This is a genomic window from Saccharibacillus sp. JS10 (assembly GCF_024436065.1).
Lineage (GTDB): Bacteria > Bacillota > Bacilli > Paenibacillales > Paenibacillaceae > Saccharibacillus.
Map to the genome: position 1 here is coordinate 88,154 of NZ_JANFNS010000003.1, position 26,912 is coordinate 115,065.

The window sequence follows — 26,912 nt, forward strand, 5'->3', positions numbered from 1 at the left end:
CCGTCTATCCGGTTACAAGAATAAGGCAGGGTTTTGCGGCGCGTAATCTTATCTATTTGAATGATGAAGATCGAAAAGTTTTGCGAAGTTCGATCTTACATGAGATCATTAAAGTTCCCTATGTTTGTCAGTTTACAATAGATGCGCCGTTCCTACAATCCAACGTCAGTTCAGGAGAAGATTATATTGACTACACACCCTACATCCCGTACATCTACCGACTCTGGCGCCGCCTCATCGGCAGATTCGCGGCGTTCCGGTTCCGAAGACACGTCGATCCAAGTCGATGCCCCGGAAGAAGCCGAACGAGAAGCTTTTATCCAAGCCGCTTGTTTAGAAAACGAAAATGATCTATTTCCAAATGGAGATTGGGTTCATCCGCCTTCTTTGCATCGACATGCTTTGGATCAACTTCGAGCAGAAATCGAAAGCATCCGCCGCGAATGGAAAAGCGCTGAAGGATTTAGCCCGATCGAACATATTAAGACTCGAATCAAAGAACCGGCGAGTATTTTAGATAAATTGGATCGGCTGGAACTTGAACATACGGCGTCGAATGTAGCCGAACATGTTCATGACCTTGCCGGGATGCGTATCGTTTTTGCGTTTGTCACCGATATTTATCTGCTGCTCGAACGGATCGGACGAAGTTCGGATCTAAAAATTTTATGGATACGCGATTATATTATGCAGCCGAAGCCGAATGGTTACCGCAGTCTGCATGTCTTATTGTCCGTTCCGGTGCAGATCGAAGAAGCCACGTGCCGCGTGCGAATCGAAGTGCAGATGCGTACGCTCGCGATGGATTTCTGGGCGAGTCTCGAACATATTCTGCTGTACAAATACGACCGCCGCGTTCCCGAACATCTGGAGCAGGAACTTGCTTCCGCGGCTGGAGCAGCCGGGGAATTGGATCATAAAATGCTGGCGCTACGCAGTGAAGTGTTGTCGCTAAGCGAAGAAGACGAACCGGATCAGAAATAAAAATAAAGACGACCTCAATATCCGTTGATTACGGAGACTGAGGTCGTTTTTATATGGTGAGCCAAGTCACTTAACTTTTTAACATATTCGACTACTTCTTGAGATTGCTTTCGTCCAGATATTCTTCCAGCGACAGCCCGCTGTCATACACAGCTTGCGCCAAGTCTGTACCGACATAACGAATATGCCACGGTTCGTAGGAATATCCGGTCTGTTCTTCTTTGCCTTTGAGATAATGAATGATGAAGCCGTACTCATGAGCATGCTGCGCTAACCAGCGGCCTTCTTCGGTATCGCCGAAGGTCTGCTCCAGATCGTTGTTGACGCTGAGCGCGGACACGTCCATCGCAAGCCCGGTCTGATGTTCGCTTGTTCCGGGAAAAGCACTGACTTTAGCGGTTTCTTCTTCGCCTTTTGTCGAGACGTTGTAATCGTAGATATTTTTTTGACGCGCATACGAGCGATAGCCCGATACGGCATACAGTTCAATATTCGCGGATTTGGCTCCGGCAAATAATTGCTCTAACGCGCCCGCGGCTTCTTTGCGCAAATGACTTTTTTCTTGCGACTGTGCATCGCCAAACGAGAAAGGTACATCCGGTACAACTAAGTCAGGCGGCTCATAGCCGTCTGGCAAAAAACGATGTTTATTGACGACGACTTTCATCGAAGTCTCATTCGTCACGACGTCTTTACCGTCTTTTGACTCAATCGTCGCTTGCAAAGAATCTTCCATAAATGGGCTAGTCGTATTGGTTGCTTCTTCGTTTCCGGTCGGATCAGTCGGTTGCTGATTTTGTTGATTCGGTTTGTCGCTTGCTCCTGCTCCGTTACAAGCACTCAGTAGCCCTGCGGTTAACACTGTGCCTAATGCAAGTGCTCCCCATTTCCATCTTTTTTGTGCGGTCATGCTTGTTCCTCCTTGCTGCCTTGGCTACATCACGTTTACACCGTTTGATTGAACGCGGATCTTATCCGCTGATCCGGCTGCGCATCGCTTTGCGCAGCTCGGCAAGTGCCGCTTGTGCCGGTGCTGCGTCCGGCAGCAGCGACAGATCGCAAGGCTGCGGCTCTGCGCCTTGCGGATTTCCTGCCGGAGCTTCCGGCAGTCTACCGTGCTCGTGGAGCACGCCTTTCTCGGCTGCCGAGGCGATCCACTCGGCAATTTCTTTGCCGCCCCCTTCGGAGGCGGCGCGAGGCGCCGCTTTGAGCGCCTCGTCCGGGGCGACCGTCCAGCCGTCGCCCCACGCGGCAAGCGCCGCGTTTGCCAGCTCGCCGGGATTCATGCCGGCGAGGGTCAGCCCGAACGCCAGATGCGTTCGGATCTGTTTCGCCGCCGCTTCGAGGGCGGCGTTGACGTCTTCGCCGCTAGCTTCCAGCGCGGCGAGTTCCCAAGCGGCGTCGCCGCTATCGAACGGAAGCTCCGTTCGGACGAATGACATCCCTTCGTCATTCGTCTCTACGGCGACGTCAAAATCGCTGTCGTCGTCGGCATCGTCGAAGCCGATCGATAGCGGCGCATCGCTCGGCTCAGCGGCGCCGCTGCTTTCTGCGGCGCTATGTCGCTTCGCTTTTGTCGCTCCTGTGCGCAAAACAATCGACTCGCCGCTTTGCTCAAGCAAATGATACAGATCAATAGCCGAGCGCCCGGCAAGGCGCTGCCACTCGGCTTGCTGCGTATCGCTCGCGATACGCAGCGGAACTTCTACGAGGCGGGAAGCGCGACCTTCTTTGATCGAAGCGATCAACAATCCAGGCTTCGCTTCCAATTGTACTACGTCTAGACGGTTCATCTCTATCTCACCTTTCCGGTCGTACCTTTCTGCCTAACTATTCAACCTTAAAGTTGCTCGCCTTGCAGCGATACAAGGGTACGCAGTTCTTCGTTCGACATCTCGGTCAGCCAACGCTCCCCGGTTCCCGTAACGCGCTCCGCGAGTGTCTTTTTATTTTCGATCATTTCGTCGATCCGTTCTTCAAGCGTTCCCTGACAAATCAGCTTATGCACTTGCACGCCGCGTTGTTGCCCGATCCGGAATACCCGATCCGTCGCTTGGTTTTCGACAGCCGGATTCCACCAACGGTCGAAATGCACGACATGGTTCGCACGCGTCAGATTCAGCCCGAGACCGCCCGCTTTCAGCGATAGAATAAACGTGTTCGCGCCTTCGCCTTCTTGGAAACTGCTGATCATCCGATCGCGTTCTTCTTTTTTCACGGCGCCATGCAAAAACATCGGTTCTTCGCCGTAGCGCCGATGCAATTCTTCGGCTAGCAGTTTGCCCATACGTACATATTGCGTGAAGATCAGTACCGATTCGCCATTGTCCCGAATCCGATCCAATAGCTCGATCAATTGCATCAACTTGCCGGATTTTTCCGCTTTGAAAGCACCGGTATGATCACGCACCAACGCGGGGTGATCGCAAATCTGCTTCAAACGGGTGAGCGCCGACAATACGATGCCTTGACGCACGGTGCGACTGGAAGCTTCGGTACTTTCGACTTTTTGCATCAGTTCGCCGACCACCGATTGATACATGCCCGCTTGTTCCACGGTCAGTTCGCAGTACGATTTAAGCTCGATTTTTTCCGGTAAATCTTTGCGTATATCGGGATCGCTTTTAAGTCGTCTGAGCATAAACGGAGCCACCATCGTACGCAGCTTATCGCTTTCTTCCGGGATCTGAGCGGCATTCGCGCCAAACCGTCTACGGAAAGCGGCTGCCGAACCGAGATAACCCGGATTCATGAATTGGAAGATCGACCATAACTCGGCAAGCCGATTTTCGACCGGCGTTCCCGTTACGGCGATCCGATGCGGCGAATTTAATTTCATGACATTCTGCGCTTGCTTCGTGCCGTAGTTTTTGATCGATTGGGCTTCATCCAACACCACGGATGTCCAAACGATCCCGCGGAATTCTTCGACGTCGCGTCCGATTAACGGATACGTCGTCAAAATCACGTCGTGCTCGCGCACGCATTGCTCGAAAGCTTCGCCGCGAAGGCGCTGCGTACCGTGATGCACATGTACGGTAAACTCAGGCGCAAAACGTTGAATTTCGCGTTGCCAGTTCCCTAATAGCGAAGTCGGGCAGACGATCAATTTCGGTCCCGGCGACGGATGATCCAGCAGACACGCGATGACTTGTACCGTTTTGCCCAGACCCATATCATCGGCGAGACACGCGCCGAAGCCCATCTCGCGCATGGAAGAAAGCCAGCGGTAGCCGCGTTCTTGATAAGGACGCAGCGTTCCGTTCAGCGCATCGGGCACTTCGTGTTTGGATGACGTTCGACCTCCGCCTCTGAGCAGATCATACAGCAGCCCATACGTTTCGATTCCCGACACGCCTACACCGTTCCACATCGTATCGTCTTCGGATGCCGACAATTTGAGCAGGTCTCCGAATGTCATTTCATGCACGGTTTGTTTTTTGAGCAAGCGAAGCACTTGACGCACTTCTTTCACATCGACTTCGATCCATTCCCCATTCAAAAAGACCAGCGGAACGCCGTCTTCGGCAATTCGGCGCAATTCGTCCAGACTGATCGCCGTATCGCCAATCGTCGCTTCCAGATCAAATTCCACCAACTGCTTAATCCCGAGCGACGTCTCGCCTTGCATGCTGCGGCTGGGTTCAAGCCGTGCTTTGAGCTTGACGCCTGCCGAGCGTCTTCCTCGCTTCGTAAAGCGCGAAGGCATCTCGATCCGCACGCCGGAAGCGCGCAGCGCCGAAACGCTGGACATCAGAAAATCGAACATCTCTTGCGCATCTAACCAAGCTTCTTCGGGATGCGGACGACTGAGTGCCGCTTGAAGCTGCGGCGCTTGCTGCGCGGCACGTCCAAGCAACATCAATAGTTGCCGCTTCGGATCGGCATAATGACGACCGCGCAAAATCAGCTCGTCGCTTTGCAGACGCCAAACGTCAGAAGCCGGGATCGAAGCCCCTGCTTCCACTTCGTCTTCCGCGCGGAAAGCCAGACGCCAGCGATCTTCTTGTATGCTGTCTGGGTCAAGCACTCGCGGCTCCAAGCGCAGCCCGAGCCTTAGCTGCGAGCTTGCCGATTCGCCGGGATCGGCACTGTCGGGCACTGCTCCGCCTAACACCGCAATCTGCTCTTCCAACGCTTCGATATCTTCGGAACCGCCTTGCACTTTCGTTTCGCGCATCGGATCGATCAAACTATTCCACCATAGCGAAGCCAGCGGCGAATAACCGCGGCGATACGGAAGCCGCATTTGCGGCAAAGCGCTGCGCATACTGCCGAGCATCGTTCGCATCTGCCCGTCGATCATCGCCGACAGGAACGAATGAAGCACCAGCTCGCGCGCCCGACCTAGCGGCGGCGATTCTTCTTCCGCGCCAACAGCGCCCGGCGCCGTTAAGCCCACTGGCGGCATTGCCGCCGCCAAAGCCGAAAACCGCTCGCGATGTTCCGCGCTTTCCAGTAACGGCTTCCATGTGCCGGTGAACGTTAGTTCCGACGCTCTACGCGCGCTTACTCTCGCCGCCGGATCAGCTCCCGGCGCAAAACATCCCGCCGCTAATAATTCGCGGGCGAAACTCACAGCCGCGCTCCAGTAACGCAATTCCGCGCCCGGAGCGAAACCTTGCGCCGAAAACTGAGCTTCGTCCAGATCAGCCAACAACGTAAAAGCTTCGGAAGCCGGCAAAGCCAGCCCTTCTAATGTACGGCCACCGAAGCCTCTTCCGCGTCCGCGACGCGAAGAAGCTCCCGGCCAACGCAGTTCGGCAAGTCGCAATGCCGCCTGCTTAAGCGGTAAATTACCGCGAATATTTAGTTTTCTCACTTGCCGGGTCCAAGCGTCTACTTTCGGCTCCGACGTTTCGCCGGAAAAGCAGAAAAAGACATCGCCCAGCCATATGCCATAAAGCGGTTGATTCATGATTGTCCCCCGTTTTGTCCGCTTTTTTCGAGTCGTTATTGAAAACAGTTAAAATTGCCCTTCTCTCCATTCTAAACGATATTCGGCATTTTTTCGACTGATTACGCAATCCTCGTTAGAAAAGTGGACATCTCTACCTGAACGAACATCATCCATTTCGCTTTTTTGAGTTTGGAATGATCCGTGTATACTAACCATTAAGGAGGTGCTGGACATTGACTGAACCGCATCCACGCAAAATAGAATTCGAAGAAGATCTTTTCGAGTTTGAAGCTGCTAACGACCGTGAACTGCTTCGTAGCGCTTTGGAGAAGTATAGGTTTTCGTACGAAACGTTAGAACGCTTGACCGGGATTAGCGGCGATGATCTGGAAGCTTATTTGGAAGGGATGACTGAGCTTGAGCATCTCGATCAGAAGCAACGTGCCGATGGGCTGAATCTTATCGCTTTTTTGGGCATGGGTATCAATACGAATCAAGTGCCGCCCGAAGAACGGGTTCTCGCTCTGATCCGAAATCTAAATCAAGAGTATGGAATTTCTGCCGAAAGTATTGCGCTTCAAAGCGGCGTCGAACCTTCAGACGTCGAACGTTTCCTTGCCGGAAGAAAAGTAGCCGCCGAAAAACGCTTCAAAATCAGTGTGGGGACTTTATTCCTGCATTTCTTGATCCACGTCAAATCTTGAGCTCGTATACAGGCAAGAAAACCAGATAGCACGACCTGATTGTTCAGGCGTGCTTTTTTTGCATAATATTTAATCATTTTTCGTTTTGATTTCAATTTCAACAATTAGGATACTATCTTGATAAAGAGAGGTCTTACTATTGAGAATAATATTTCGAACACTTGTGATCGTCGGATGTATTCTTGTTTTTACTGGATGTTATGATCGGAATTCTGAAGAAGCACCTCTTGTGAGCGCTGATCCTGAACTGACTCTTGAACAAATTGTTGAAGAAATACAAAAGCAACAAATAACTGAAATCAATATTTTTAAGTCAGAGAGGCACGGATTCATAGGTAGTACGTTACTAAAAAAACTATCCAATGAAGAAGAATTTTCTGTTATCGTTCAATCTTTGTCGACAGCAAGCCAGCAGCAGGGAATGGCGGATACAAGAACTCCCGATTATGATTGTGTTATTTCTCTGAACAATAATACATCTGTTTCATTTCATTACTGGATCAATGCTGAGGATAAGCAAGGTATGTTAGCGAACGTAAACGATACAGGGATTACTTATACAGTGGCGTCAAATTCTGTTCAGGATCTGTTTCAACTTATGGAATGAGTCTAAAACTAGCAACCAGCGATACAATATGACAAATGGTGTCATCACCTCAAGGCAGAAAATAAAAAAAATTATCGAATGCTTTAAGTAACCCAGAAGATCGGAGTTGCAAAAACTAAAGAAGATCGCTTTAGCAAAATACAATTTAAATGGATTAGTTAAAACCTATATCTGTTGAAGGATCCGTTAATGACGGTTTCCTTTTTATTTAAGCAGGGCGTGTACGCCAACCTTGCTTTTATGAACAGTGATCGTTTCTATGGATTAAAGGATGCTTGCTTCTGTCTACCCTAAATCAATCTATTGGATCTTCCGTGCTTCTCCGACTTTTTCCATACGTAAAAACTCCGTGAAATAATTATTCAGCTTGATTAGTTTATAACTAACCTTGTAGTAAATGTTTCCGTATGCATCCGGTTCTTGATTAAACCGTTGTATCGAGTAAAGCTCACCAATTCGCTAAAACCTGTCAGAAAAAGCATGAATTATGGGAACAATCTATGTTCACACTAGTGCTTTTAAATAAGGTGATAGATTTTTTAAAAATTAAACTTGTTTTTTCGTTTAGAATAGCTGCTATTTCTTTTAAAAACTATCCATTTACGAAAAAAATCATTGAGTATGTTCAATCGTGGTTAAGTTAATTTAATAAACGAAAAATTGAATTTTGAAATATCAGATCCGCTAGACTTTTTATTGGAATGTGTGTATAATTTAATTACTGATCGTGGCGCGAATGGTAGCCCACCCTAAAAAAATAAAGCCAAATGAAAGATCGTGGTGCGAATGGTAGCCCACCCTAAAAAAATAAAGCCAAACGAATGAATTTTAATGTCGTTAATGACGCTGTAAAGGCGTCATTTTCGCGTTCTAGGAGAAGTTTATGACCTATTTAGTGAATAATGATTTTGGATACGTACATTTGAATACTCAATTTTACGCAGATTATGCTCACTGTAGAGAAATAATGACAGATGCTGATAGACAATATCTTCATTTAATTGTTCAACATCGAGATAATACTTTTCTGATTCCATTTCGAACCGATTTGCGGCACTATATAGGTTTTCGATTTAGTGAAAGGGATAGAAAAGGTTTAGATTATACTAAGGCCGTAGTGATAAACGACCTAAGTAAATACGCTTTGCCATCTTTAAAACCAATTCCACAGTATCAGCATGACTTGATTGTGAGAAACTTCCCTCAAATTAGACGTAAGTTTTGTAAGTATGTTGATCAGTATTGTCATGCAGTACAGGCTAATGATTCCCGTGTACTTGAACGTATGAATAGTAAGTATTCCGCACTTCAGTATTTTCATAAAGAATTCGAATTATGAGAGAAGCCCTAGTTACCATATAGGGCTTCTTTTTATTTCGCTAAGTCAATATCATAACTCGTCATAATTATAGGGAATATTAAGATTAGGTATTTTGCAGATTTTGTCACATCAGCTGTACTTAAAAGCATACTTTTAAAAACAGTAAAATTTCACCAATCATGTTGTCTGTGTAAAATATAACGAGTTACAATTGCAAAATAAAAGCGATCATATCTTTAATGATCGCTTTTTCAATAACTATCGTTGTATTTAAATTTTAAAAAATTTCGCCTTTGCTATTGCTTACGGTTATATTTTCTTCGTTAATTTTCAAATCGGTTGACTCCTGATTCACTACGTCGACTATTTGTTTTTTAACTTGATCAATCTGTTTCTTTTCAATGTTGACATCTGTATTCAGAACCATAGCACATCCAATTTCTGAATCCGAAACGGATGCTAAAAGAAGGTTCACATCATTTTTACTTACCGACAGAGTGTTTGCAATGGTTTCTTGTAAATCAGACTGCTTTTGACGGAACCATTCTTCTCTTTCTTTATTAACGGAAGGTGCCTTAACGGGTTCTGTTTTTCCATTTGGCAGGACTTTTTCCATCGAATCCGAAGCTATTGTTTGAAGGGACGGAGTCGCAGTTTGAGTATGAGCATTACTTATCGAACTACAACCAGAAATCAGAAAAACGGCAGATAAGGCGAAACCTAAACATTGTTTAGAATTCAGGTTCTTCATTATATTTCCTCCACCTCTACAGATCATTTGCATGATTTTTGTTAAATCGTTCTCCCCCGGCTATCGACCAAGTTGGCAATCCAATCGTCGAAAGCTCCAAATTCACATTCTTCGATCCATTGATCGGCAGGAATTTCCGGGTAAAATACGCCAAAACGTTCATCGCGGTCATAATTCGGTCTAAATCCGCCGTAATGCCCAAGCTTGGCTATTGAAATTCCAAGTAATAGATCGGGATACAAATCTTTGCCTTGGTCTTTGAACACTTCACGCGAAAATTCTTCGATTTCGTCAGGTCCGATCACTTTAATCCCTGCGGTCAAAGGCCCTACAAACAACTCTACTCCGCCGACCCCGATCAAAAAACGCTTGTATTCGGCAGGCAGCTCTATCCCCGAACGTTGTTCAAACGATTCCAACTCTTGCGCCGTAAAAATCCGTTTGCGCATAAATCGATACGATTCTCCATTGTCCAATTCGATAAATTGTCCTTCACTGGCTCTGATCCAGGCATTGATCTGATCGTAAGCCTCGATAATTCTCCACATTCGCCGATAAACCTCCACTATGTATGTATATATATCTTATATCGTATAGGATGGAGCAAAAAACAAGCCGAGTTGTGTTCGACTTGTTTTTCGCTAACCGATTAGCCTTTAAGGAAGTACGTTGCGCCTTCACTTCGATCTTGTACTTGAAGCGTAAATCCGCCTGTCTGTTCGTCAAAATACCAACCTTCTTGACCTTCTTCCGCTTCTTCAATCGTCAGTTCATTTAGCCCTTCAATCTGAGCAAGCTTAAATGAGGTACAAACGAGTGTAAAACGTAGAAATTCCCGGTTCGCTTGATAACCTTGACGTTCGTAACGATACTGCAACTGCAATCCGTGATCTTCACCGATTAGCTCAAATTGTAATAACGACGAAGCGCCTTGTTCGTAAGCAAAGCTGGAACTATCGTCTTCGTACAGACTATAGCTGGCTTTGAATCCTTTTTTGGCTTGAGCGCCATAAATCCGTAATGTAATGGTCTCATCCGTACGGTCGTCCGCATATAAAGTCGGTACGCCTTCTGCGATGACGGCTCCCGATTTGATATACAGCGGCATAATGCGTAGCGGTGCATGAGCCAAAATATGACGATTCCCCGCGATCACTTCGCCTGTCCAGTAATCAATCCATTCGCCTTCCGGCAAATACACCGCGCGATGTTCGGTATCCGGTCGATAGATTGGAGCAGCAAGCACATCTCGACCTACAAGAAACTGATCGCATAAATTCGTCACATTCGGATCGTCTTGATATTCCAGCAAAAGCGGACGCATCGGCGGAAGCCCGGTTTCCGACGCTTCTTGGAACAGATTATAGAGATGCGGCATCCAGCGATAACGCAGCCCAATATATTCACGCAAAATGCTTTCGATCTCGGGTCCAAACGACCACGGTTCTTGTCTTAATGTAGCAATTGCCGAGTGATTCCGACAATACGGAAACAATACGCCCATTTGCGTCCACCGCACCAACAATTCTGCCGACGTATGATGGGCAAATCCGCCGATATCCGGTCCCGCGAAAGCTAACCCGGACAATCCCATATTTAAGACCATCGGCATCGCTAGCGCCATATGCTCCCAGAAGCTACGGTTGTCACCCGTCCATACCGCCGCATAACGTTGAATTCCCGAGTACCCTGCGCGTGTGAGTACAAAAGGTCGTTCTCCGTCCAGATTGTTTTTTAGCCCTTCATAAGTGGCTTTGGACATCAACATCCCGTACAAATTATGCAGTTCTTCATGCGTTTTGGGATTGCCGTTGTTGCTGTGCATGACGTCCAAATCCATCGTTTTCGAAGCATTGAATACCGCAGGTTCGTTCATATCGTTCCAGATCCCGGCAATGCCGAGTTCCGTATAATATTTATGCAGATTGCCCCACCATTCCGATGCCGAATCGTCCGTAAAGTCAGGGAAAGCGCTGATTCCCGGCCAGACGTCACCGAAAAACAGATCCCCTTCGAGCTTACGACTGAAATGATTGTTTGCGATACCTTGACGGTACACTTCGTATTTCGGATCTTTTTTCACGCCGGGGTCAACGATCGGAACGATCCGAATCCCTAACGATTTGAGTTCTGCCATCATACCTTCCGGATCGGGAAACCGTACAGGATCGAAGGTGAACACTCGGTATTCGTCCATATAATGGATATCGAGATAAATGACGTCGCACGGAATTTCTTTTTCCCGGAATGTTCGCGCCAAATTCAGCACTTCGTTTTGATCCATATAGCTATAACGCGATTGGTGATAACCAAGTGCCCATTTAGGCGGCAATGCGATCCGTCCGGTTAATTTCGTATATTCGCGCACCACGTCTTTAAGCTGAGGGCCATAAACAAAATAAATATCGTAATCGCCTGTTGAACATCCAATCGTGTACGCGATGCCGTGGGAGCGCATATCAAAATCGGTACGCCCCGGATTATCGAGAAAAATTCCGTAAGACGATCTGCCGTGCATATGAATCAATAGCGGAATCGATTGGTATAAGGCTTCAATCTCCGGCACGTGCGGCGCATACACATCGGTATTCCACATCGTATAATGTTCGCCTTTTTTATCAAGGAAGCTCGCTTTTTCTCCAAGCCCATAAAAGTGTGAATCTCCCGGCATATCGTAAACCGCCTGAATCGCTCCGCGTGGGTTCCAACTGATCTGATCTTGCCGAGCGACCAATCGTTCGTTCACGTCAAATATAGATAACGCCGACGTTTTCTTTTCGATCTCGAGCACGAGTTGCCCAGAACTAAGCGTCCACGCCGATTCGCTTTCTTGCAGTGTAGCTTCAAGCTTCGATTGTTCGCGCGGAAGTACAGCAATCGTCGATGATAAATCAACGTCTTTGCCCATAAATAACTTCATTCGAAACATCGTATCGCTCAAAAAAACAAAAGCTAATGAAGCCCGTTCTCCTCGGCATATGTATACCCCATCTATACAGGTTAACGACAAGGCTTTGCCGATCTGCCCCCATGCTTGCCGCACTACTTCAGCGCCTATCCGATCCGGGTGTATCGCTTCGCTTGTATCCATCTTGATATCCACTCCTTCGTAATCGCTTCGTTCCACATGAATTGTAATTCACCTTTATTGCTGTCTATGAATAAAAAATAAAAGAGAACTCACGATCTGCGCGTGATGTCTGAGCTTTCGAAGATGGCTAACTTGCGCTGGCTTGTTCCGATTATCCCATCGCAATATCAATCGGGCAATCGAAAAGTTTTCAAATTCCGGTACACTTGCGATCAATCCGGGTAAGAAAGAACAAAGCGTAAATGACCTGCTGGTCATTTTGGAAGATTGGATACTTTTTTATCCAAATTTCTATTCGTAAACTATTGAAGTGGGAAAGGGGCTGTTCCAATGTCATCGATATCGAAAAATCCGTACAAATGGCTAAATGTCGTCTTGTTCATCGCCACATTAGTCGTCAACGCACTCTCCACGTTGTTACCGCTAGGAGGTCGCGATACGCGCGAAATCTCAGATATGTACAAAAACTTGCTGACTCCAGCAGGCTTCGCCTTTTCGATCTGGTCGGTCATTTATTTACTGCTGATCGGCTTTGTGATCTACGCGTTCGTCGCTGAGCGCAAAGGACGTACAACCGCCGCTGCGCCGGGGCCGCTATTCGCGATCTCTTGCGTACTCAATATGGCTTGGTTGTTCTGCTGGCAATACTTATTGCTCGAACTATCTGTTGTCGTCATGATCCTTTTCTTGATTACCCTTATTCTGATCTATGTACGTACCCGTCTTAACGGTCAACGTACTGAAGTCGCTGATATTCTTTTCGTCAAAGTGCCTTTCAGTATCTATCTCGGTTGGGTCAGCGTCGCAACGATCGTCAATATCTCTGCTTTATTAACCAAATATGATTTTAACGGATTTGGTCTTGGCACTGCCTTCTGGGCGATTGTCATGATTGTGGTAGCCAGCCTATTGGCATTTACGATCGGCTTCCGTTTCCGAGATGGCTTATATCCACTCGTTTTCGCTTGGGCGCTATATGCGATTTCCGTCGAACAATCCGATGCTTCGCAAGTCGTGAGCACGACCGCGCTTGTCGCTTCGATTGTCGTTGCGGTCTTCTCGGTCTGGATGTTTATCCGTTCGATTATGGATCGGGATTAGGAGGAAGAGAAAAGGCTACGAGAGGGATTCGTTTCGGTCGCGTGTTGAACTCGGGAAAAGGGATTAAAATTTTATTGGAATTTTCCCGAGTTCAAAGGCGAACGCTAAAGCTCCTGCACTGAATCCCTCTCTCCGCCTTTTCTCTTCGAGTTACGGTGGAGTATTTTTAAAAATTAAAGCCGACTGCATTAGCAGTCGGCTTTTTGTTGTGAAGAGCGTTTGCTTAACTTACTCGGCAAGAGCAATGACTTCAACTTCAACCAGAGCGTCTTTCGGAAGACGAGCGACTTCGATCGTGCTGCGTGCCGGGAAAGGCTCGCTGAAGAATGTACCGTATACGGCATTGGCTGCCGCAAAATCGTTCATGTCTTTGAGGAACATGGTTGCTTTAACAACGCGATCCAGACCGCTACCTGCGGATTCAAGCAACGCACGTACGTTTTCAAGAGATTGCTTCGCTTGTTCTTCAACGCCGCCGGCAGGGAATTCTCCTGTAGCCGGGTCGATGCCCAGTTGGCCGGAAGCGAAAATAAATCCGTTTGCCGATACCGCTTGCGAGTAAGGTCCGATTGCGCCTGGCGCTTTATCGGTAACGATCGTTTTTTTGTTGCTTGTCATGTAATCCCATCCTTTTCGACTGATGATATCTGTGCTGATCTAACTGATTATCTAGGCTTAATTCTAAGCGCAGATTTCAGTTCCCGCAAGCCGTCCACAGACGAAGGACGCTGCATAGAACTTTACGTTTGCGGCAAAAACAAAGCGAATGTACTGCCTTTACCTTCTGTACTTTCCACGCGAATAAATCCGCCTAACAAATGTGCCAAGTCGCGGCTGATCGATAGACCCAGACCGGTTCCGCCGTATTTTCGACCAATCGTCGGGTCCGCTTGTTGAAAAGCTTCGAAAATCGTAAATTGCTTATCCGGCGAAATGCCGATTCCCGTATCTCGAACCGCAAATACGATCCAGTTTCCTTTTAATTGCGGTTCTTGCGCTTGATGAATATGTAATTCGACTGTACCGCTCTCTGTGAATTTAAAAGCATTGGATAGTAAGTTCCGCAAAATTTGCTGAATCCGCTGTGGATCGGAGCAGATTGTATCCGGTATTCCTTCTTCGACAACCGTATTGAAAGTCAATTGTTTACGGCTTGCCGTTAATTCAAAATACGGACCGACCCAAGAAGGAATCTCCATCACGCTAATATCTTCATTCATAATTTCTAGCTTGCCAGCCTCAACTTTTGCCAAATCGAGAATATCGTTAATGATTTTCAGCAAATCTTCTCCAGAATGAGAAATCAATTGCCCATAACGCTTCATCTGGTCACTGGACGTATCGTCTGCCGAATCGGAAATAAATTGCGACAGATTGATAATACTGTTCAGCGGAGTACGAAGTTCATGCGACATATTTGCCAAAAATTCTGATTTGTACTGCGACGCAAGTTGAAGTTGCTTCGCGCGGTCTTCCAAGACAAGCTTGTTTTTCTCAAGTTCTAACGTCTGCTGCTGAAGCAATCTATTGACTTCATTGAGTTCTTCGATACGCTGCTGGTCTTTTTGAAAATCCCGTAAAATAAACGCGAAAAAGGCGCATAACAAGATACTAACGGGCAGCGTATACGGAACCATATGAAGCAGGTATTCCCGCATCGGAATTACGCCTAAAACCGCAATATCCAATGTATTCAATACATTCATAAGAATCAGCGTGACAAGCGCCTGTCTATAAAAGTTCCATTCCACGCGCCGAAGCCATACGTTTAAAGCTGCACCGACGGCTCCCAGAATCGTCATATTGATAAATCCGGCTAACGCAGCGTCACTCCATCCAAAAGAAAAACGGGCTAAGCCAATACTAAACCCGATCAGCAGCACAATAGAAGGTCGTTTGTATACAAAAATCGCAATCAAGACCGCAATGATTCGCATATCAAATAATACATCTTCTCGAAGTTCGAACCCGAACAGCATGGCGCCCCAGCCACCTGCAATTAACAACAAAATCGATCCTATGTATTTAATCCGGTCCGAGACATGACGTAGAGCGTATTTATAGATCAGGTTGGCGATATAGGCGAGCATGACCAATACCGCCATATTTTGTACGAACATTTTGGAGTATTCCATTTTTTCGCCTCTGTTTCCTAAGTCTACCGCTCCGGCAGTGTTGCCTATTCTATCATGAAGTTTCGGTAGCGGATCTATCACAATCGTCGAACGTATGATCTTTCATTTTTATACACGATACATTTTTTGTCAAGAATAAAATAAGCGCATACATGAGCTATCCTTTTATCGACCGGCCGCAATTTGCTATGATAAAGTCATCTTAAGTCCAAGGAGGCTTTTTACGTTATGAAAATGCGCGCAGCCGCTGTGCAATATCATTTGCATTCGATCGCATCGTTTGACGAATTTGCCGCACAAGCCGAACATTATGTCAAAACCGCTCATGAATTCGAAACTGAATTTTTATTGTTCCCTGAATTTTTCACTACGCAACTTTTATCGATTCCAGATGAGCAAGGACATGCACAAGGAATTGAAAGCCTGCCTGATTATACGCAAGATTACCTGGATTTGTTCCGCCGCCTTGCCGCAGATTATGGAATGCACATCATTGCAGGGACGCATGTCGTTCGCCGCGAAGGCAAGTTATATAATACGGCACATCTTTTTTATCCAAATGGAGAGATCGAAACCCAAGAAAAAATTCATATTACCCCAACCGAAGTTCACGAATGGAACATGGCAAAAGGTGATGAACTGATGGTATTCGAGACGGAAAAAGGCACCATTGCGATGCTGACCTGCTACGATATCGAGTTCCCCGAAATCGTCCGCATGGCTCGCGCCAAAGGTGCGGATGTGATCTTCTGCCCTTCTTGCACCGATGACCGGCATGGGTTCCACCGCGTTCGGTATTGCTGCCATGCGCGTACCATCGAGAACCAGATTTATATCGTCACGACCGGTACAGTAGGTTCGCTTCCGACTGTCGACTTTATGCGCGGTAACTTCGGGCAAGCCGCTGTGATTTCGCCTAACGATGTCCCGTTCCCTCCAAAAGGAATCGTTGCCGAAGGCGAAATTAACGATGATATGATTATTGTCGCTGATCTGGATTTAGGCTTGCTGGATCAAGTTCGCGAAAAAGGTTCGGTTACGACTTGGCGCGATCGCCGCACCGATCTGTATACGGATTGGTCGTAAAAGGTGCCGATGAACAAGATCGAGACGTACAACAAAAGTGTTTATGTATTTCGAGACGGTCAACCTAAACTTTTGCATATCCGTAACTATACATCGTCCGATATTGAACAATTGATTAATCTTCAGCGAGAATGTTTCCCGCCTCCGTATCCTGCCGATTTGCTTTGGAACCGCGAGCAATTGTTGCTGCATATTGAGCGATTCCCGACCGGAGCGCTATGCGCCGAAATCGACGGGCAGATTGTAGGCTCATTGACCGCCATGATGACGACGTTTGACCCGAATCATATGTCGCATAGCTGGGCGGAGATGACGGACGACGGAAATATCGGCACGCACGAGAAGAACGGAGATACGCTGTACGTCGTCGATATTAGCGTATCTCCTTCTGCACGCGGTTTGGGGTTGGGCAAGCAAATGCTGCAAGCCACTTACGAACTGGTTGTCGCTCTAAAATTGCAGCGATTGCTCGGCGGTGGACGTATGCCCGGATATGGGGCTGTTCAACACGAAGTGTCGCCCGAGCACTATGTAGACGACGTGCTGCATGGAAAAAGACGTGATCCGGTGATCGGCTTTTTGCTGCACTGCGGACGAACGCCGGTTGCCGTGTTACCGGATTATCTGGACGACGAAGAATCAGGAAATTATGCGTTATTGATGGAATGGCGTAATCCGTTTCTACAAACTTCGGGAACTTAATCCCACACAGGAGGGTTAACTTATGGAATATACACGCGTAAATGATATTGCTGATCCGCTTTTTGCAGGGCTGCATCAATTGATGAGCGACATTTTCCCGCGCGAAGAAGTGCTTGCTTTCGATCTCTGGAAAGAACCGTTGGAAGATCCGGGTATTCGCGTATTCGTAGCCGTGCACGAAGGCAAAGTCGTAGGCGCGACAGAATATCGGTATTACCCGCAAGACGATATCGCGATGACCGACTTTACGATCATCGGGCAACCCGGTCTTGGAATCGGGCCGTTTCTTGCGAATCACCGCGAAGCCGATCTGAGAAAACTCGCTGCCGAAGCTGGCGGAAGTCTCAAAGGCATGTTCGCAGAAATTTACGATCCTTATCAATCCAATGACCATGAGTTCGGCGGCGTCAAACCGATGGATCCTTTCGTTCGGCGCGAAGTGCTTGCTCATTTGGGCTATCGACGCCTGAACTTCAGTTACGTTCATCCTTCTTGGCAAGGAGACGGCGAAGCCGTCGATGGGCTTGATCTGTGCTTCTTACCGTACCAAGAGATTTCCACGCTCGAAGGAGCTTTTATCGCTAAATTTTTGCTGACGTACTACAGCGTACTTGAACCGAAGCCTGCGCAATGGATCGAGATGGTAGAGAATCTTCAAGCCCGCCCGGCCGTTGAACTGCTTCCTTTATAAATAGGTAAACAAAAAAAGAGTGCAGACCGCGATTACGCGCGGTTTGCACTCTTTTGGTCGTTTGAAGGATTTGGTGAAAACGCCCGGCGTCTCCATTTCGAAAGCAATACAGGAGAAGAAGCATTCACTTCTTCGCTTGCGCTTTCTTCCAAGCCTTCTATGTCCGGAAGCTTATAATAACGAAGATCGTAAGAGCTTATCACTCCACCTTGAACGGTAATGACGACATGGCCGCGCTGCTCGATAATCTTACCCGATACGACAAAATTCTCTACCATGCTACATTCCTCTCTTCCGCTTCCGGATTTTAAACTTAACTGTTAGCTATCGCTACCGTTCGTGAGCGCAGAAGCCCAAGACTTATACTCCAGCTCCGCTGCTTTCTCATCATGTCCGTAACGTTCACGAACCTTTTCAATCAATTTATCTTTATCGCCGTCAATGTACATGAGATCGTCTTCCGTTAACTTGCTCCACTGCTTTTTCGCTTCGTGCTGTGTCACGCTCCATCTACCTTTGATCACTTTCGTTTCGATTGGATTCATCATGATGTCAGCTCCTAACCAATTAGAAATGGATTTAGTGAGAATTACCCTAGCCCTTCACCCCTGAATCCAAAACCCTTCGTTTCTCCGCCCTCCATGCCCCGCTTTCTTCGTCCCATATCTCTTTTGATTTTTTAGAAAACCGACGATCCGAGTCGTTCCGCTTTTCAGAAGCAATGTTCGCAGAACGAGCGCATTCGACTTTAATCTTTAAGCCTTGATCCCTTAAGCCTTTATCTTTTAATTTAAGCCTTATCTCTTAAGTTTTAACTATTTCAAGCTTTTAAGCTTTGATCCTTTAAGCTCTTAATTCTTTACAGCTTTTGCCCTTAACCTTGCGCCACCTCCGTAATTGCACCTGGGCGAGTGATTTCCTTTTGAGCGACTTTTGGCTTTCCGTAGGAAAACAACCCGGAGCGATAAAAGGAAATCACTCGCCCCACGTCGAATTACCTCCCCTCACCCATCTAAAAAGGAGCTAAACATACACCATGCTACCCACCCAACAACAACTCACCCAAATGCAACGCGAAGAAGAAGAACTGCGTTTTCGCACATTCGACGCCGAAACTGCATTATCCCTCGGCTTGGTTTTAATCGAAGAAGCCCGTCAAACTCATAAAAAAGTAACCGTCGATATTACACGCAACGGGCATCGTCTGTTCCTCCATGCGATGGAAGGAACGTCGCCGGAAAACGAAGACTGGATTCGCCGTAAAAACAATACGGTAGCTCGGTTCAACCAAAGTTCTTGGCATACCGCGCTACAACTTCGTAGCGAAAACAAATCGCTGGTATCTGATTTCGACTTGAGCGAAAACGAATTCGTTTTGGCAGGCGGAGCTTTTCCTCTGCATGTATCCGGAGAAGGTCTGATCGGAACGATCACCGTTTCTGGATTGCCGGATCAAGAAGACCACGACCTTGTTACGGCAGGAATCCGTCGTTTTTTGAATGAACAGAACGCCAAATAAAGATCGCTGACTGTATTCAATACAAAAATAGCTGACACCAAAAGATTTTCTCTTCGTATTCAAACGAAGGTGGAAGTCTTTTTTGTCTGGATGATCGTCGTATGAGCACGATAAGCGATAGAAGACGAAATCTGTTAAAATGAGGAAGCACCTATAGACCGCCATTTAAACTCACACGAAAAACTTGGACTTCCGTCCTTTTGATCGGAGGAAGATATAGATGAAGATCTCGAAATTTGGGCGCGTAGCTGGCGCGCTGTTAGGCTCGGCGGCTTTGCTGGCTTTCGTGAGCGCCTGCTCGGGAGGCGATTCAAGCCCCTTGGTAAGTGGCGGAAGCTCGTCCGCCGAACACCAACGTCCCGACCCCAATAGTGGGACGCTTGCCGCAGAGAACGCGCGGCAAGAACCTGACCCGGCGCAATCTGCCGGGTCGGAGTCGCCAAGCGGCTCCAACGCTTCTGGCGAGCGCGATCGCCCGAGCGACGCCACGCAAGAGCCGCAGTCCAGCGGCTCTAACGCTTCCGGCGAGCGCGACCGCCCCAGCGACGCTACGAAGGAGCCGCAATCCAGCGGCTCTAACGCTTCCGGCGAGCGCGATCGCCCCAGCGACGCTCAGCAAGAGCCGCAATCCAGCGGCTCCAACGCTTCCGGCGAGCGCGATCGCCCCAGCGACGCCACGCAGGAGCCGCAATCCAGCGGCTCTAACGCTTCCGGCGAGCGCGATCGCCCAAGCGACGACACGCAAGAGCCGCAGCCTAGCGGCTCTAACGCTTCCGGCGAGCGCGATCGCCCAAGCGACGCCACGCAAGAGCCGCAATCCAGCGGCTCCAACGCTTCCGGCGAGCGCGACCGCCCAAGCGACGACGACACGCAAGAGCCGCAGTCCAGCGGCTCCAACGCTTCCGGCGAGCGCGACCGCCCCGCTGCCAATCAGACTACGACTTCTACGCCGAATCAATCGGCGGCTTCAAACGAAAAAAATCGCCCTGTACAACAGAGCGATTCCAAATCGATCGAGAGTACGAAAGAAAAATCTCGTACTTCCACGACTTCTTCAAATGGACAATAACTTGCAGCGGAATAATGGGCTTCCCCCGTTATTCCGCTATTTCTTCTTCACCTTCATCGACAGCCGCATCGCTTGCCGAAGTTTCGTCTACCGAACCTCCACTTTGCCGAGCCAGCTCGATATAACCGCATATTCGAAAAAACAATCCACTGAATGTTTCTGTTTTTTCTACTTCGCGACTTGAAGTGGAAAAGCGGCTTTTTTCGCCAGCTTGCGCTAAATCGCGAAGCAGCTTTTCCAGTAGTTCCATCCCTAAATGCCCAGCTTCGTCGGCATAAGCTTCCAGCCGCCGCGCATCTTCGGAAACAAACTGACGGCTTCCGCGCAGCAACAAATCTTCGGTCCAATCTCCGATATGCGCAAGAAAGCGACTGACTTCGGACGGAGTATTTTCGTTGCCTTTCATCTCTGTTCCTCCGATCTTGCTTTTATCCATCCAGCTTAATATTCAACTGCCAATCTTTTTGAAAAAAGCTGATCGGATAGACGCCTTTTTCTTCGATAGAAGCAAATACATAACATTCACCGGATCGCGGCATATTCCGGCCGGATTCTAGGCGCTGGATCGCATTGCTCCAGTCGGCATGGTACGGAACAATCAGCTCCAAAAGATAACCTGCCGAATCGCATACGTTGATCGTTAAGGATTGCCTTTGCTGATCGTATACGGTACTTTGAATCGACGAAACTTTGAGCAACTTGAACCGCCTCGGCACGCTGCCAAACAATCGTAGCGACTTCGGCTCCGAAGTTAACGCTGCAAAAGAAGAAACGCATAGATCGCCAAAGTCGAACGATTCGATTATGGGTCGCTCAACTACGGTCAACAGCGGCGAACCGCCGGCGGACAGACGTCTTTCGCTGCTTACTTTGACCGATCGAAAAGACAACATCGAAGTACTTATCGATTGCATGATCAGATCCTTTTTCCACGGAGAACGTTCGCGATAATACCGAGCATACTCGAATTTTTCATCTTCGTAGTAGTTCGGTCTTGCCTGCGTGTACGTATAAATCTCTGCGTCTTCTCCGCAGTAGAAATAATACGTAATGCCTTGATAACCGGAACTGGTCTCCCACGGCTCTGCGCCTAGCGCATATAAATCCAACCTCGGCACCGTATAATATTTGCTACGGAATTGCCCGATCAACTGCGCTTTTCGAGCTTCGCCGAGATCTTGCTTCAACGCATCGATTAGCAACATAGTACGAGTTAATCGGCTTAAAAGAGCTTTCGACGAAAAGCGTACATGACGCGCAAAAAACAGTTCCAGGTCACCGTGAATCCCTCTTGCTTCGCGTTCTAAGTTCGGCAATCCTTCGCTTCGAGCCGCAATCGCCAGCATTTCAAAACGATCTGCGAAGCGGCGCGGCAATCGTGCTAACCCGTTCGCCAATAGTTCTCCGATATAATCGCGGAATTGCTGCAAGACTTCGGGTGAAAATTTCGCCGCAGTCAGCTTACCCGCCAACAAGTCGCGGTCGTCCAAACCTTGACTTTTCCGGTATCGAAACCATGCTTCAAGCTTATACATCTCGCCTTCCGCACCCGGCACGCTGCACAGAGCGCGATTAAGATCCGGCATTTCTGTAAAAGACACTTCAACGCCCGAACGTTTCATTTTGACAACAAATAACGAACCTTCTTGAATCTCCAGCTCCTCCGTATACCGCAAACGAAAAACGGCTTCTTCGATCCGTACTGTAGAAAAAGGCGACAGCAGAGGATCGATATTTTTATCCAATAACCAGCTGAAATCTAATTTGGGTAGCTCTACTTCTACTGAATCCAATGAATCCAGCGAATCCACATCAGCAGAAGTAGAAGAACCAGAATCCGTGTCCGAATAATCCAAGATCCCGATCAATACATGTTTGCATATTTTTTCGGACGGACAGCTACATGAGAAAGACTCTATCGATTCCGTCAATTTGCAGACCGTCCCGTCGCTAAGCTGGCAAACGACTTCTTCATCGGTAAATTCATATTCGACGAAAATCCCGTTCTCGATATCTTTCAGCGCTCGTTTATATAATCCTTTATTGCTATACCGGACCAAATAGTCTTCGGTACTCCGCGTGACCAACTGCGCAAATTTCGTCTGCATATCGTTTACGCTCATTCGCATTCACCTACGGTTCCGTCGTTTTCTTTTCCTCTACGTACTGCCTTAGATAGTGTTGAAGCGCAGGATCGTCTTGCAGATCGACAGATGTCTCCATGATCCAATCCACCAATAAAAAAGGTGCCATTTCTCCAAGTTTACGCAGTAGTTTCAAGCTCCATGCATACCGCTTCGGATCGTTGAACTCGAATATGAGCCAAGCTTTATACAACATGCCGCCCCGATGTTCGCAAAAAAGTACCGTTTCTTCATCGGGACCGAATGCCTGCATATCCGGATATTCTACGCGATAAGTCGACCCATAGCCGGTTATTACTTTATCGTAAGGCGGCGCAAAATCGGCAATCGCCTGGTGAATATCCGTCATCTTGATTCCAAGCGAGGATAGCCCTTCTGGATTGGATTTGCGTACATATATATCGGTATACCCTTGATCGGTACGATGTGTTTCCGCAAATCCGGAAAGTTCGTTCAATTCTTGCTGAATGAAATCTCGCTGTTCAGGCAGAACCAACTCGATCATACCTTCGTCGTCTTCATGGACAAAAAGTTCCCTTTTAGCCTCACTCATGGGTTCGTTTCACACCTTCCTCCGATCACTGCCCCGTAGCACGCAAAATATCGTATACCGTCTCGCTAAATACGCGGCTTGGCACGTTTTTGATCAGATGCCCGGTCATCGATGTGTAATAATAACCGTCGCCTTTGTTATCGAAAAATTGAAGTTCTTCCAGCGTCACGTCGTCCATGCCTTCGTAATACGAAATACTGGTACCGCTGAAATTCAACAACGCGATAAGATCGCCGTAAGGTTTGAACAATTCGGTATAAAATCCTCCGTCTTGCGCGCGTCCTTTGACCCAGCCGTATTTCTCCAAAGCTTTCGGGAACGCAGTCGGGGAATAATCGCCTTGCGGCAGACGGCTGTACGTCCGGCGATCTTGATCGTCTTCTTCCGGCGCGTATACAGGCCGATCCAACTGAACGAAAGGCTGTACAATCTCGTAGTCTTTCAATTGCGTTTTCCAAGCAGCCAGCGTGTCGGCATCCAATTCAAGCGGATGAACCAGACCGATCTGCGCATCTTCCGGCAGCTCGTATTCGTCTTCGTCTACCGTGTTAAAAGTCCCGTCTTCCATATAGCGGAATGTCGTATCTATCGCCGTTTCTTCGCCGCTCCCTGCATATACGCCCCAGATCAGACCGACCGCAAACTGGCGCATCACGATATTTCGTACAAACAACTCTGTCCATTCCGATGTACTCCACAGACGACGTTTGGACAACGATTCTTCCAAACGCTGAGATTGAATCCCCACCATGACTTTCAAGTCTTTTTTGAGCTGCGTAAACCGGGATTTGGACGCCGCCGCAAGCTCTGAGTCATCTTTTTGTCCAGGTGCCGGAAGACTTTTGACGACTTTGCCGTTTTCTTCGTTGATGGCGGTCAATTGCAGATCGGCGCTGACTTTGATCGTAAAGCTCCGTTCGCCGTAACTCAGATTGAGTTCGCCTTTTTCGTCGAAACCAAGCGTCGTGATCAGCTTATCCGCCAGTTGTTCTTTCGTTAATCCTTGATTTGCCGCCGCTAGTTGCAAAGCTTCTTCCGCCGCTCCTTTGACCTGACGGTTTTTGATACTGCGACCTAACCGATCGATCGTCATTAATGCGGATGTATCGTCCATGTAAGCCAAAGCACGCACGGCATCGGCTGCGATCGCTCCGCGGCTATTGTCAGCCCAGTCTTTGATCTGACGTCCCAGCAGATCGATCACGTCGCGTCCGCCAAAACGAGCCGCTAGCGGCAATATCCATTTTTCTTTTGCCGGAGCTTGTGCGTTAATCCACATATTTAAAGCTTCCGTCGTAAATGCCGCAAGCGACGAAGCATCGGCATATTCAGCGACTTCGTCCAGCCGCGGATTTGGCTCTGTCGTAAAATCGATCGATTCCGTCAGGATATACGACTTGATTGCATCATCTAATTTGTGCCCGTCTTTGCTGAGCAGTTCCGGCAACAAGTCGACGGAAAACCCGCTTAGACGACTTAACTTTTTGGGATCGGCGTGAGCGGCAAGCGCTGCATGCGCATACTCTGCGGGCTTGCCGAGCGTATCGGACAAAGCTTGCAACCGCGCTTTGAGCGGCACCGATTTTTCTTTTTGAATAAGCTGGTTGTACGCATCGCCTTCCCCTTCGATTCCTCGTAAAAGATCGATGACCACTTCACGCACGCTTGCTTTTTTGTCGGACAAATATAACCGGATATACAATTCTTTGTATGGACGGCGGATCAATTCGGCACGTGCCATTTCACGGGAGCGCTTGGACGAATCGCCTAATCCCAGACGCAGAGCTTGTATAAGTTCTTCTTCATTTTCTGTCGATAACGCGGTCTCCAAAATCACTTGGCGTACTTCGCCTTGCAGCTCGTTATACAGATCCAGACTGGCTTGCAGACGAGGACGTACCACATTTCGGATTTCGGTCTCGGAGATGCGAGCATAATAATACCGGTTGTATCCGTTAAGCAGCAAAATTTGCAGCAGCAGCATATCGCCGTCAGCATCGGGATCGGCTTCGACTTTGGATAGCAAGGCTTCGCCGCTGAATGTCGGAGACTGATACAGATAGGATAAAAATGCTGGAGTCACCACTTCTTTTTGACCCGCGATTTTGACGAATCTGGCGTACATCTCTGATTCTTTCGGTAAAAAAGTGACCGCAATCAGAAGGTTACGACGACGCGTATCGTTACCTTGGGTCTCGTCCCACGCATGAGAAGGCTTATGTTTGACATACGTTTCCAATGACACTTCACCTGTTAAATATTTGGCAAGGCTATGACCCAGAATATTGCCGTGCAATTTATCTGCGAGTGTGTCTAATACGAACTGCTCGATACCGCCTTCGATCTGCGGAGCCGTACCTTGATCTGATAATACGCGATACACATAAGCTCGAAGCATCGGACGGCGTAATATAGAGAACAGATGTTGGGTACGCTTGATATCTTTGGTCAATTCAGTACGCAGCATGTTCCAAGCCGGCATATAGCTATCGATTTCGCGTGCCAATGTAGAGATCAGCGCAAACGGCTCATCGACGCGAACCACGCCTTGCAGTACCGCGTCCGGGTCTTTGCCCGTATTTTCCATCATCAACAATTCGTTTCGCATCTCCAGCGGCAAAATTTCATGCACATCGCGCACCAAATCCAGCACCGTAATATCTAACTCTGAAGACGATGCCAGTAAACTTTCTTTGCCGCCATGAAGCAAAAGCACATAATAAAAAGCTATCCGTAACTGCGTTAATACCGCATTTTGTTGTTCTCTACGAAGTTGTTCATTTGGATCCAGCTCAGAATTAGGGAATAATCTGGCTTTCAGTGTACTTCGTCTGGCTTCGACAAATTCCGGCGTTAGATCAAGCTGGGTCAATGTATCTTTGAGCGGAAGTTGACGGATTACCAGCGGTTCGATCGCTTTGAGCAAATATTTGCGCATCCGATCTGCATCTTCTTCCAAAAGCGCCTGGATCGAATGAGGAAGCTTTTCTTTCATTTCTTGAACAAATTCTGCATCGATCTGCGCGTATAACTTCAGCAGCACTAGCGTATCTGCGCTTGTCTCAAGCGGCGCCGAATCACTGCCTTTTCGCATCGAACTAATTCGAGAACGGAAAAAGGCGTGGACTTGCTCGGCTCCGGCATATTTTTGCATCAGTTGAAGACGTTCCAGCGACTGCTCCATTCTTTTTTCTATATCATTCATCTGCTTCGTTCCTAGATTGATTCCTGCAAGCAAATCTCCTGTACATGCCCGGTATAGCGCATTTTCTTGATAGCCGTATCCGTTTTTGCTTTTGGTACGAAGCAGAACGGATGCCGCCCGGAAAAAGATTTCGCCTTGATCGCTACGTCCGAGCTTTTCTAACGCTTCGATGGTGCGATACAGATAATGATTCGAACTGCTCATCATATCGGGGAATCGGTCTGTTGTTCCATTCACATAATCGATAATGGAGTCTTTGCGATCGACCGCAAGCGAATAATCATCCGAACAAGCTTTTGCGAATCTTTCGATCAACATCTCTAAGGTCTGGTTTTGTAACGTCATATGT

The 26,912-nt window shown here is 47.8% G+C and carries 24 protein-coding genes; 10 read left to right on the forward strand and 14 right to left on the reverse strand.

The window, feature by feature from the left end; genetic code table 11:
- Positions 1 to 186 precede the first annotated feature (186 nt).
- On the forward strand, positions 187 to 984 hold the full coding sequence (locus NOM90_RS10910) for a GTP pyrophosphokinase (RefSeq protein ID WP_255941977.1): 798 nt from the start codon (positions 187 to 189) through the stop codon (positions 982 to 984).
- Positions 985 to 1,075: 91 nt separating this feature from the next.
- Here NOM90_RS10910 and NOM90_RS10915 read toward each other — a convergent pair whose 3' ends face one another.
- The 3 genes from NOM90_RS10915 to NOM90_RS10925 all read right to left on the reverse strand — a co-directional run bounded on the left by NOM90_RS10915 (position 1,076) and on the right by NOM90_RS10925 (position 5,902).
- Positions 1,076 to 1,894, reverse strand: coding sequence for a M15 family metallopeptidase (locus NOM90_RS10915; RefSeq protein WP_255941978.1), 819 nt, complete (start codon positions 1,892 to 1,894; stop codon positions 1,076 to 1,078).
- Between the two features lie 61 nt (positions 1,895 to 1,955).
- Complete coding sequence (locus tag NOM90_RS10920) at positions 1,956 to 2,777, reverse strand: hypothetical protein (protein WP_255941979.1); 822 nt, start codon at positions 2,775 to 2,777, stop codon at positions 1,956 to 1,958.
- A 47-nt stretch (positions 2,778 to 2,824) separates the two neighbouring features.
- Positions 2,825 to 5,902 (reverse strand): DEAD/DEAH box helicase, encoded by a 3,078-nt coding sequence (locus NOM90_RS10925; protein ID WP_255941980.1) that lies wholly within the window; start codon positions 5,900 to 5,902, stop codon positions 2,825 to 2,827.
- Between the two features lie 215 nt (positions 5,903 to 6,117).
- Between NOM90_RS10925 and NOM90_RS10930 the strand changes: the two genes are divergently transcribed.
- From NOM90_RS10930 to tenpIN, 3 genes are all read left to right on the forward strand, one after another.
- Entirely contained in the window at positions 6,118 to 6,588 is a 471-nt protein-coding gene (locus NOM90_RS10930) for an HTH domain-containing protein (protein ID WP_255941981.1), read from the forward strand.
- A gap of 229 nt (positions 6,589 to 6,817) precedes the next feature.
- The gene (locus tag NOM90_RS10935) at positions 6,818 to 7,195 is read left to right on the forward strand and encodes a YhfM domain-containing protein (RefSeq protein ID WP_255941982.1); all 378 of its coding nucleotides are present in this window, start codon (positions 6,818 to 6,820) and stop codon (positions 7,193 to 7,195) included.
- Positions 7,196 to 8,078: 883 nt separating this feature from the next.
- Complete coding sequence (tenpIN, locus tag NOM90_RS10940) at positions 8,079 to 8,534, forward strand: type III toxin-antitoxin system TenpIN family toxin (RefSeq protein ID WP_255941983.1); 456 nt, start codon at positions 8,079 to 8,081, stop codon at positions 8,532 to 8,534.
- A gap of 259 nt (positions 8,535 to 8,793) precedes the next feature.
- On the opposite strand, the gene NOM90_RS10945 is transcribed toward tenpIN, so the two are convergent.
- The 3 genes from NOM90_RS10945 to NOM90_RS10955 all read right to left on the reverse strand — a co-directional run bounded on the left by NOM90_RS10945 (position 8,794) and on the right by NOM90_RS10955 (position 12,358).
- Entirely contained in the window at positions 8,794 to 9,267 is a 474-nt protein-coding gene (locus tag NOM90_RS10945) for a hypothetical protein (RefSeq protein WP_255941984.1), read from the reverse strand.
- A 41-nt stretch (positions 9,268 to 9,308) separates the two neighbouring features.
- Entirely contained in the window at positions 9,309 to 9,815 is a 507-nt protein-coding gene (locus NOM90_RS10950) for an SMI1/KNR4 family protein (protein WP_255941985.1), read from the reverse strand.
- Positions 9,816 to 9,916: 101 nt separating this feature from the next.
- The gene (locus NOM90_RS10955) at positions 9,917 to 12,358 is read right to left on the reverse strand and encodes a glycoside hydrolase family 31 protein (protein ID WP_255941986.1); all 2,442 of its coding nucleotides are present in this window, start codon (positions 12,356 to 12,358) and stop codon (positions 9,917 to 9,919) included.
- 330 nt (positions 12,359 to 12,688) lie between these two features.
- On the opposite strand from NOM90_RS10955, the gene NOM90_RS10960 reads away from it, so the two are divergent.
- Positions 12,689 to 13,459 carry a TspO/MBR family protein gene (locus NOM90_RS10960; RefSeq protein WP_255941988.1) on the forward strand — a complete coding sequence of 257 codons (771 nt, stop codon included), beginning with the start codon at positions 12,689 to 12,691 and terminating at the stop codon, positions 13,457 to 13,459.
- 228 nt (positions 13,460 to 13,687) lie between these two features.
- Here the strand turns inward: NOM90_RS10960 and NOM90_RS10965 are convergent, their stop codons facing one another.
- Together NOM90_RS10965 and NOM90_RS10970 are read right to left on the reverse strand one after the other, a co-directional pair.
- Positions 13,688 to 14,077, reverse strand: a complete 390-nt coding sequence (locus NOM90_RS10965) for a RidA family protein (protein ID WP_255941990.1) — start codon at positions 14,075 to 14,077, stop codon at positions 13,688 to 13,690.
- A 122-nt stretch (positions 14,078 to 14,199) separates the two neighbouring features.
- Positions 14,200 to 15,594, reverse strand: a complete 1,395-nt coding sequence (locus NOM90_RS10970; protein WP_255941992.1) for a sensor histidine kinase — start codon at positions 15,592 to 15,594, stop codon at positions 14,200 to 14,202.
- 228 nt (positions 15,595 to 15,822) lie between these two features.
- Here NOM90_RS10970 and NOM90_RS10975 point away from each other — a divergent pair, with 228 nt between their 5' ends.
- Genes NOM90_RS10975 through NOM90_RS10985 form a run of 3 tightly spaced genes read left to right on the forward strand, consistent with a single transcriptional unit; the run spans position 15,823 to position 18,073 of the window.
- The gene (locus NOM90_RS10975) at positions 15,823 to 16,680 is read left to right on the forward strand and encodes a carbon-nitrogen hydrolase family protein (RefSeq protein WP_255941993.1); all 858 of its coding nucleotides are present in this window, start codon (positions 15,823 to 15,825) and stop codon (positions 16,678 to 16,680) included.
- A 9-nt stretch (positions 16,681 to 16,689) separates the two neighbouring features.
- Positions 16,690 to 17,382: a GNAT family N-acetyltransferase gene (locus NOM90_RS10980; RefSeq protein ID WP_255941994.1), complete on the forward strand. Its 693-nt coding sequence runs from the start codon at positions 16,690 to 16,692 to the stop codon at positions 17,380 to 17,382.
- Positions 17,383 to 17,404: 22 nt separating this feature from the next.
- Entirely contained in the window at positions 17,405 to 18,073 is a 669-nt protein-coding gene (locus NOM90_RS10985) for a GNAT family N-acetyltransferase (RefSeq protein ID WP_255941995.1), read from the forward strand.
- A gap of 32 nt (positions 18,074 to 18,105) precedes the next feature.
- On the opposite strand, the gene NOM90_RS10990 is transcribed toward NOM90_RS10985, so the two are convergent.
- Positions 18,106 to 18,351: a hypothetical protein gene (locus tag NOM90_RS10990; RefSeq protein WP_255941997.1), complete on the reverse strand. Its 246-nt coding sequence runs from the start codon at positions 18,349 to 18,351 to the stop codon at positions 18,106 to 18,108.
- A 42-nt stretch (positions 18,352 to 18,393) separates the two neighbouring features.
- Positions 18,394 to 18,621, reverse strand: coding sequence for a CsbD family protein (locus NOM90_RS10995; protein ID WP_255941999.1), 228 nt, complete (start codon positions 18,619 to 18,621; stop codon positions 18,394 to 18,396).
- Positions 18,622 to 19,109: 488 nt separating this feature from the next.
- On the opposite strand from NOM90_RS10995, the gene NOM90_RS11000 reads away from it, so the two are divergent.
- Together NOM90_RS11000 and NOM90_RS11005 are read left to right on the forward strand one after the other, a co-directional pair.
- Positions 19,110 to 19,592: a heme-degrading domain-containing protein gene (locus NOM90_RS11000; RefSeq protein WP_255942001.1), complete on the forward strand. Its 483-nt coding sequence runs from the start codon at positions 19,110 to 19,112 to the stop codon at positions 19,590 to 19,592.
- 319 nt (positions 19,593 to 19,911) lie between these two features.
- Positions 19,912 to 20,661 carry a hypothetical protein gene (locus NOM90_RS11005; RefSeq protein WP_255942003.1) on the forward strand — a complete coding sequence of 250 codons (750 nt, stop codon included), beginning with the start codon at positions 19,912 to 19,914 and terminating at the stop codon, positions 20,659 to 20,661.
- 28 nt (positions 20,662 to 20,689) lie between these two features.
- On the opposite strand, the gene NOM90_RS11010 is transcribed toward NOM90_RS11005, so the two are convergent.
- From NOM90_RS11010 to NOM90_RS11025, 4 genes are read right to left on the reverse strand one after another with little or no spacing between them, the layout of a single operon-like run.
- On the reverse strand, positions 20,690 to 21,067 hold the full coding sequence (locus NOM90_RS11010) for a hypothetical protein (protein WP_255942005.1): 378 nt from the start codon (positions 21,065 to 21,067) through the stop codon (positions 20,690 to 20,692).
- 22 nt (positions 21,068 to 21,089) lie between these two features.
- Positions 21,090 to 22,784: a hypothetical protein gene (locus NOM90_RS11015; RefSeq protein WP_255942007.1), complete on the reverse strand. Its 1,695-nt coding sequence runs from the start codon at positions 22,782 to 22,784 to the stop codon at positions 21,090 to 21,092.
- Positions 22,785 to 22,794: 10 nt separating this feature from the next.
- On the reverse strand, positions 22,795 to 23,358 hold the full coding sequence (locus tag NOM90_RS11020; RefSeq protein ID WP_255942009.1) for a hypothetical protein: 564 nt from the start codon (positions 23,356 to 23,358) through the stop codon (positions 22,795 to 22,797).
- Positions 23,359 to 23,383: 25 nt separating this feature from the next.
- The gene (locus tag NOM90_RS11025) at positions 23,384 to 26,908 is read right to left on the reverse strand and encodes a DUF4132 domain-containing protein (protein WP_255942011.1); all 3,525 of its coding nucleotides are present in this window, start codon (positions 26,906 to 26,908) and stop codon (positions 23,384 to 23,386) included.
- Between the last annotated feature and the right edge of the window lie 4 nt (positions 26,909 to 26,912).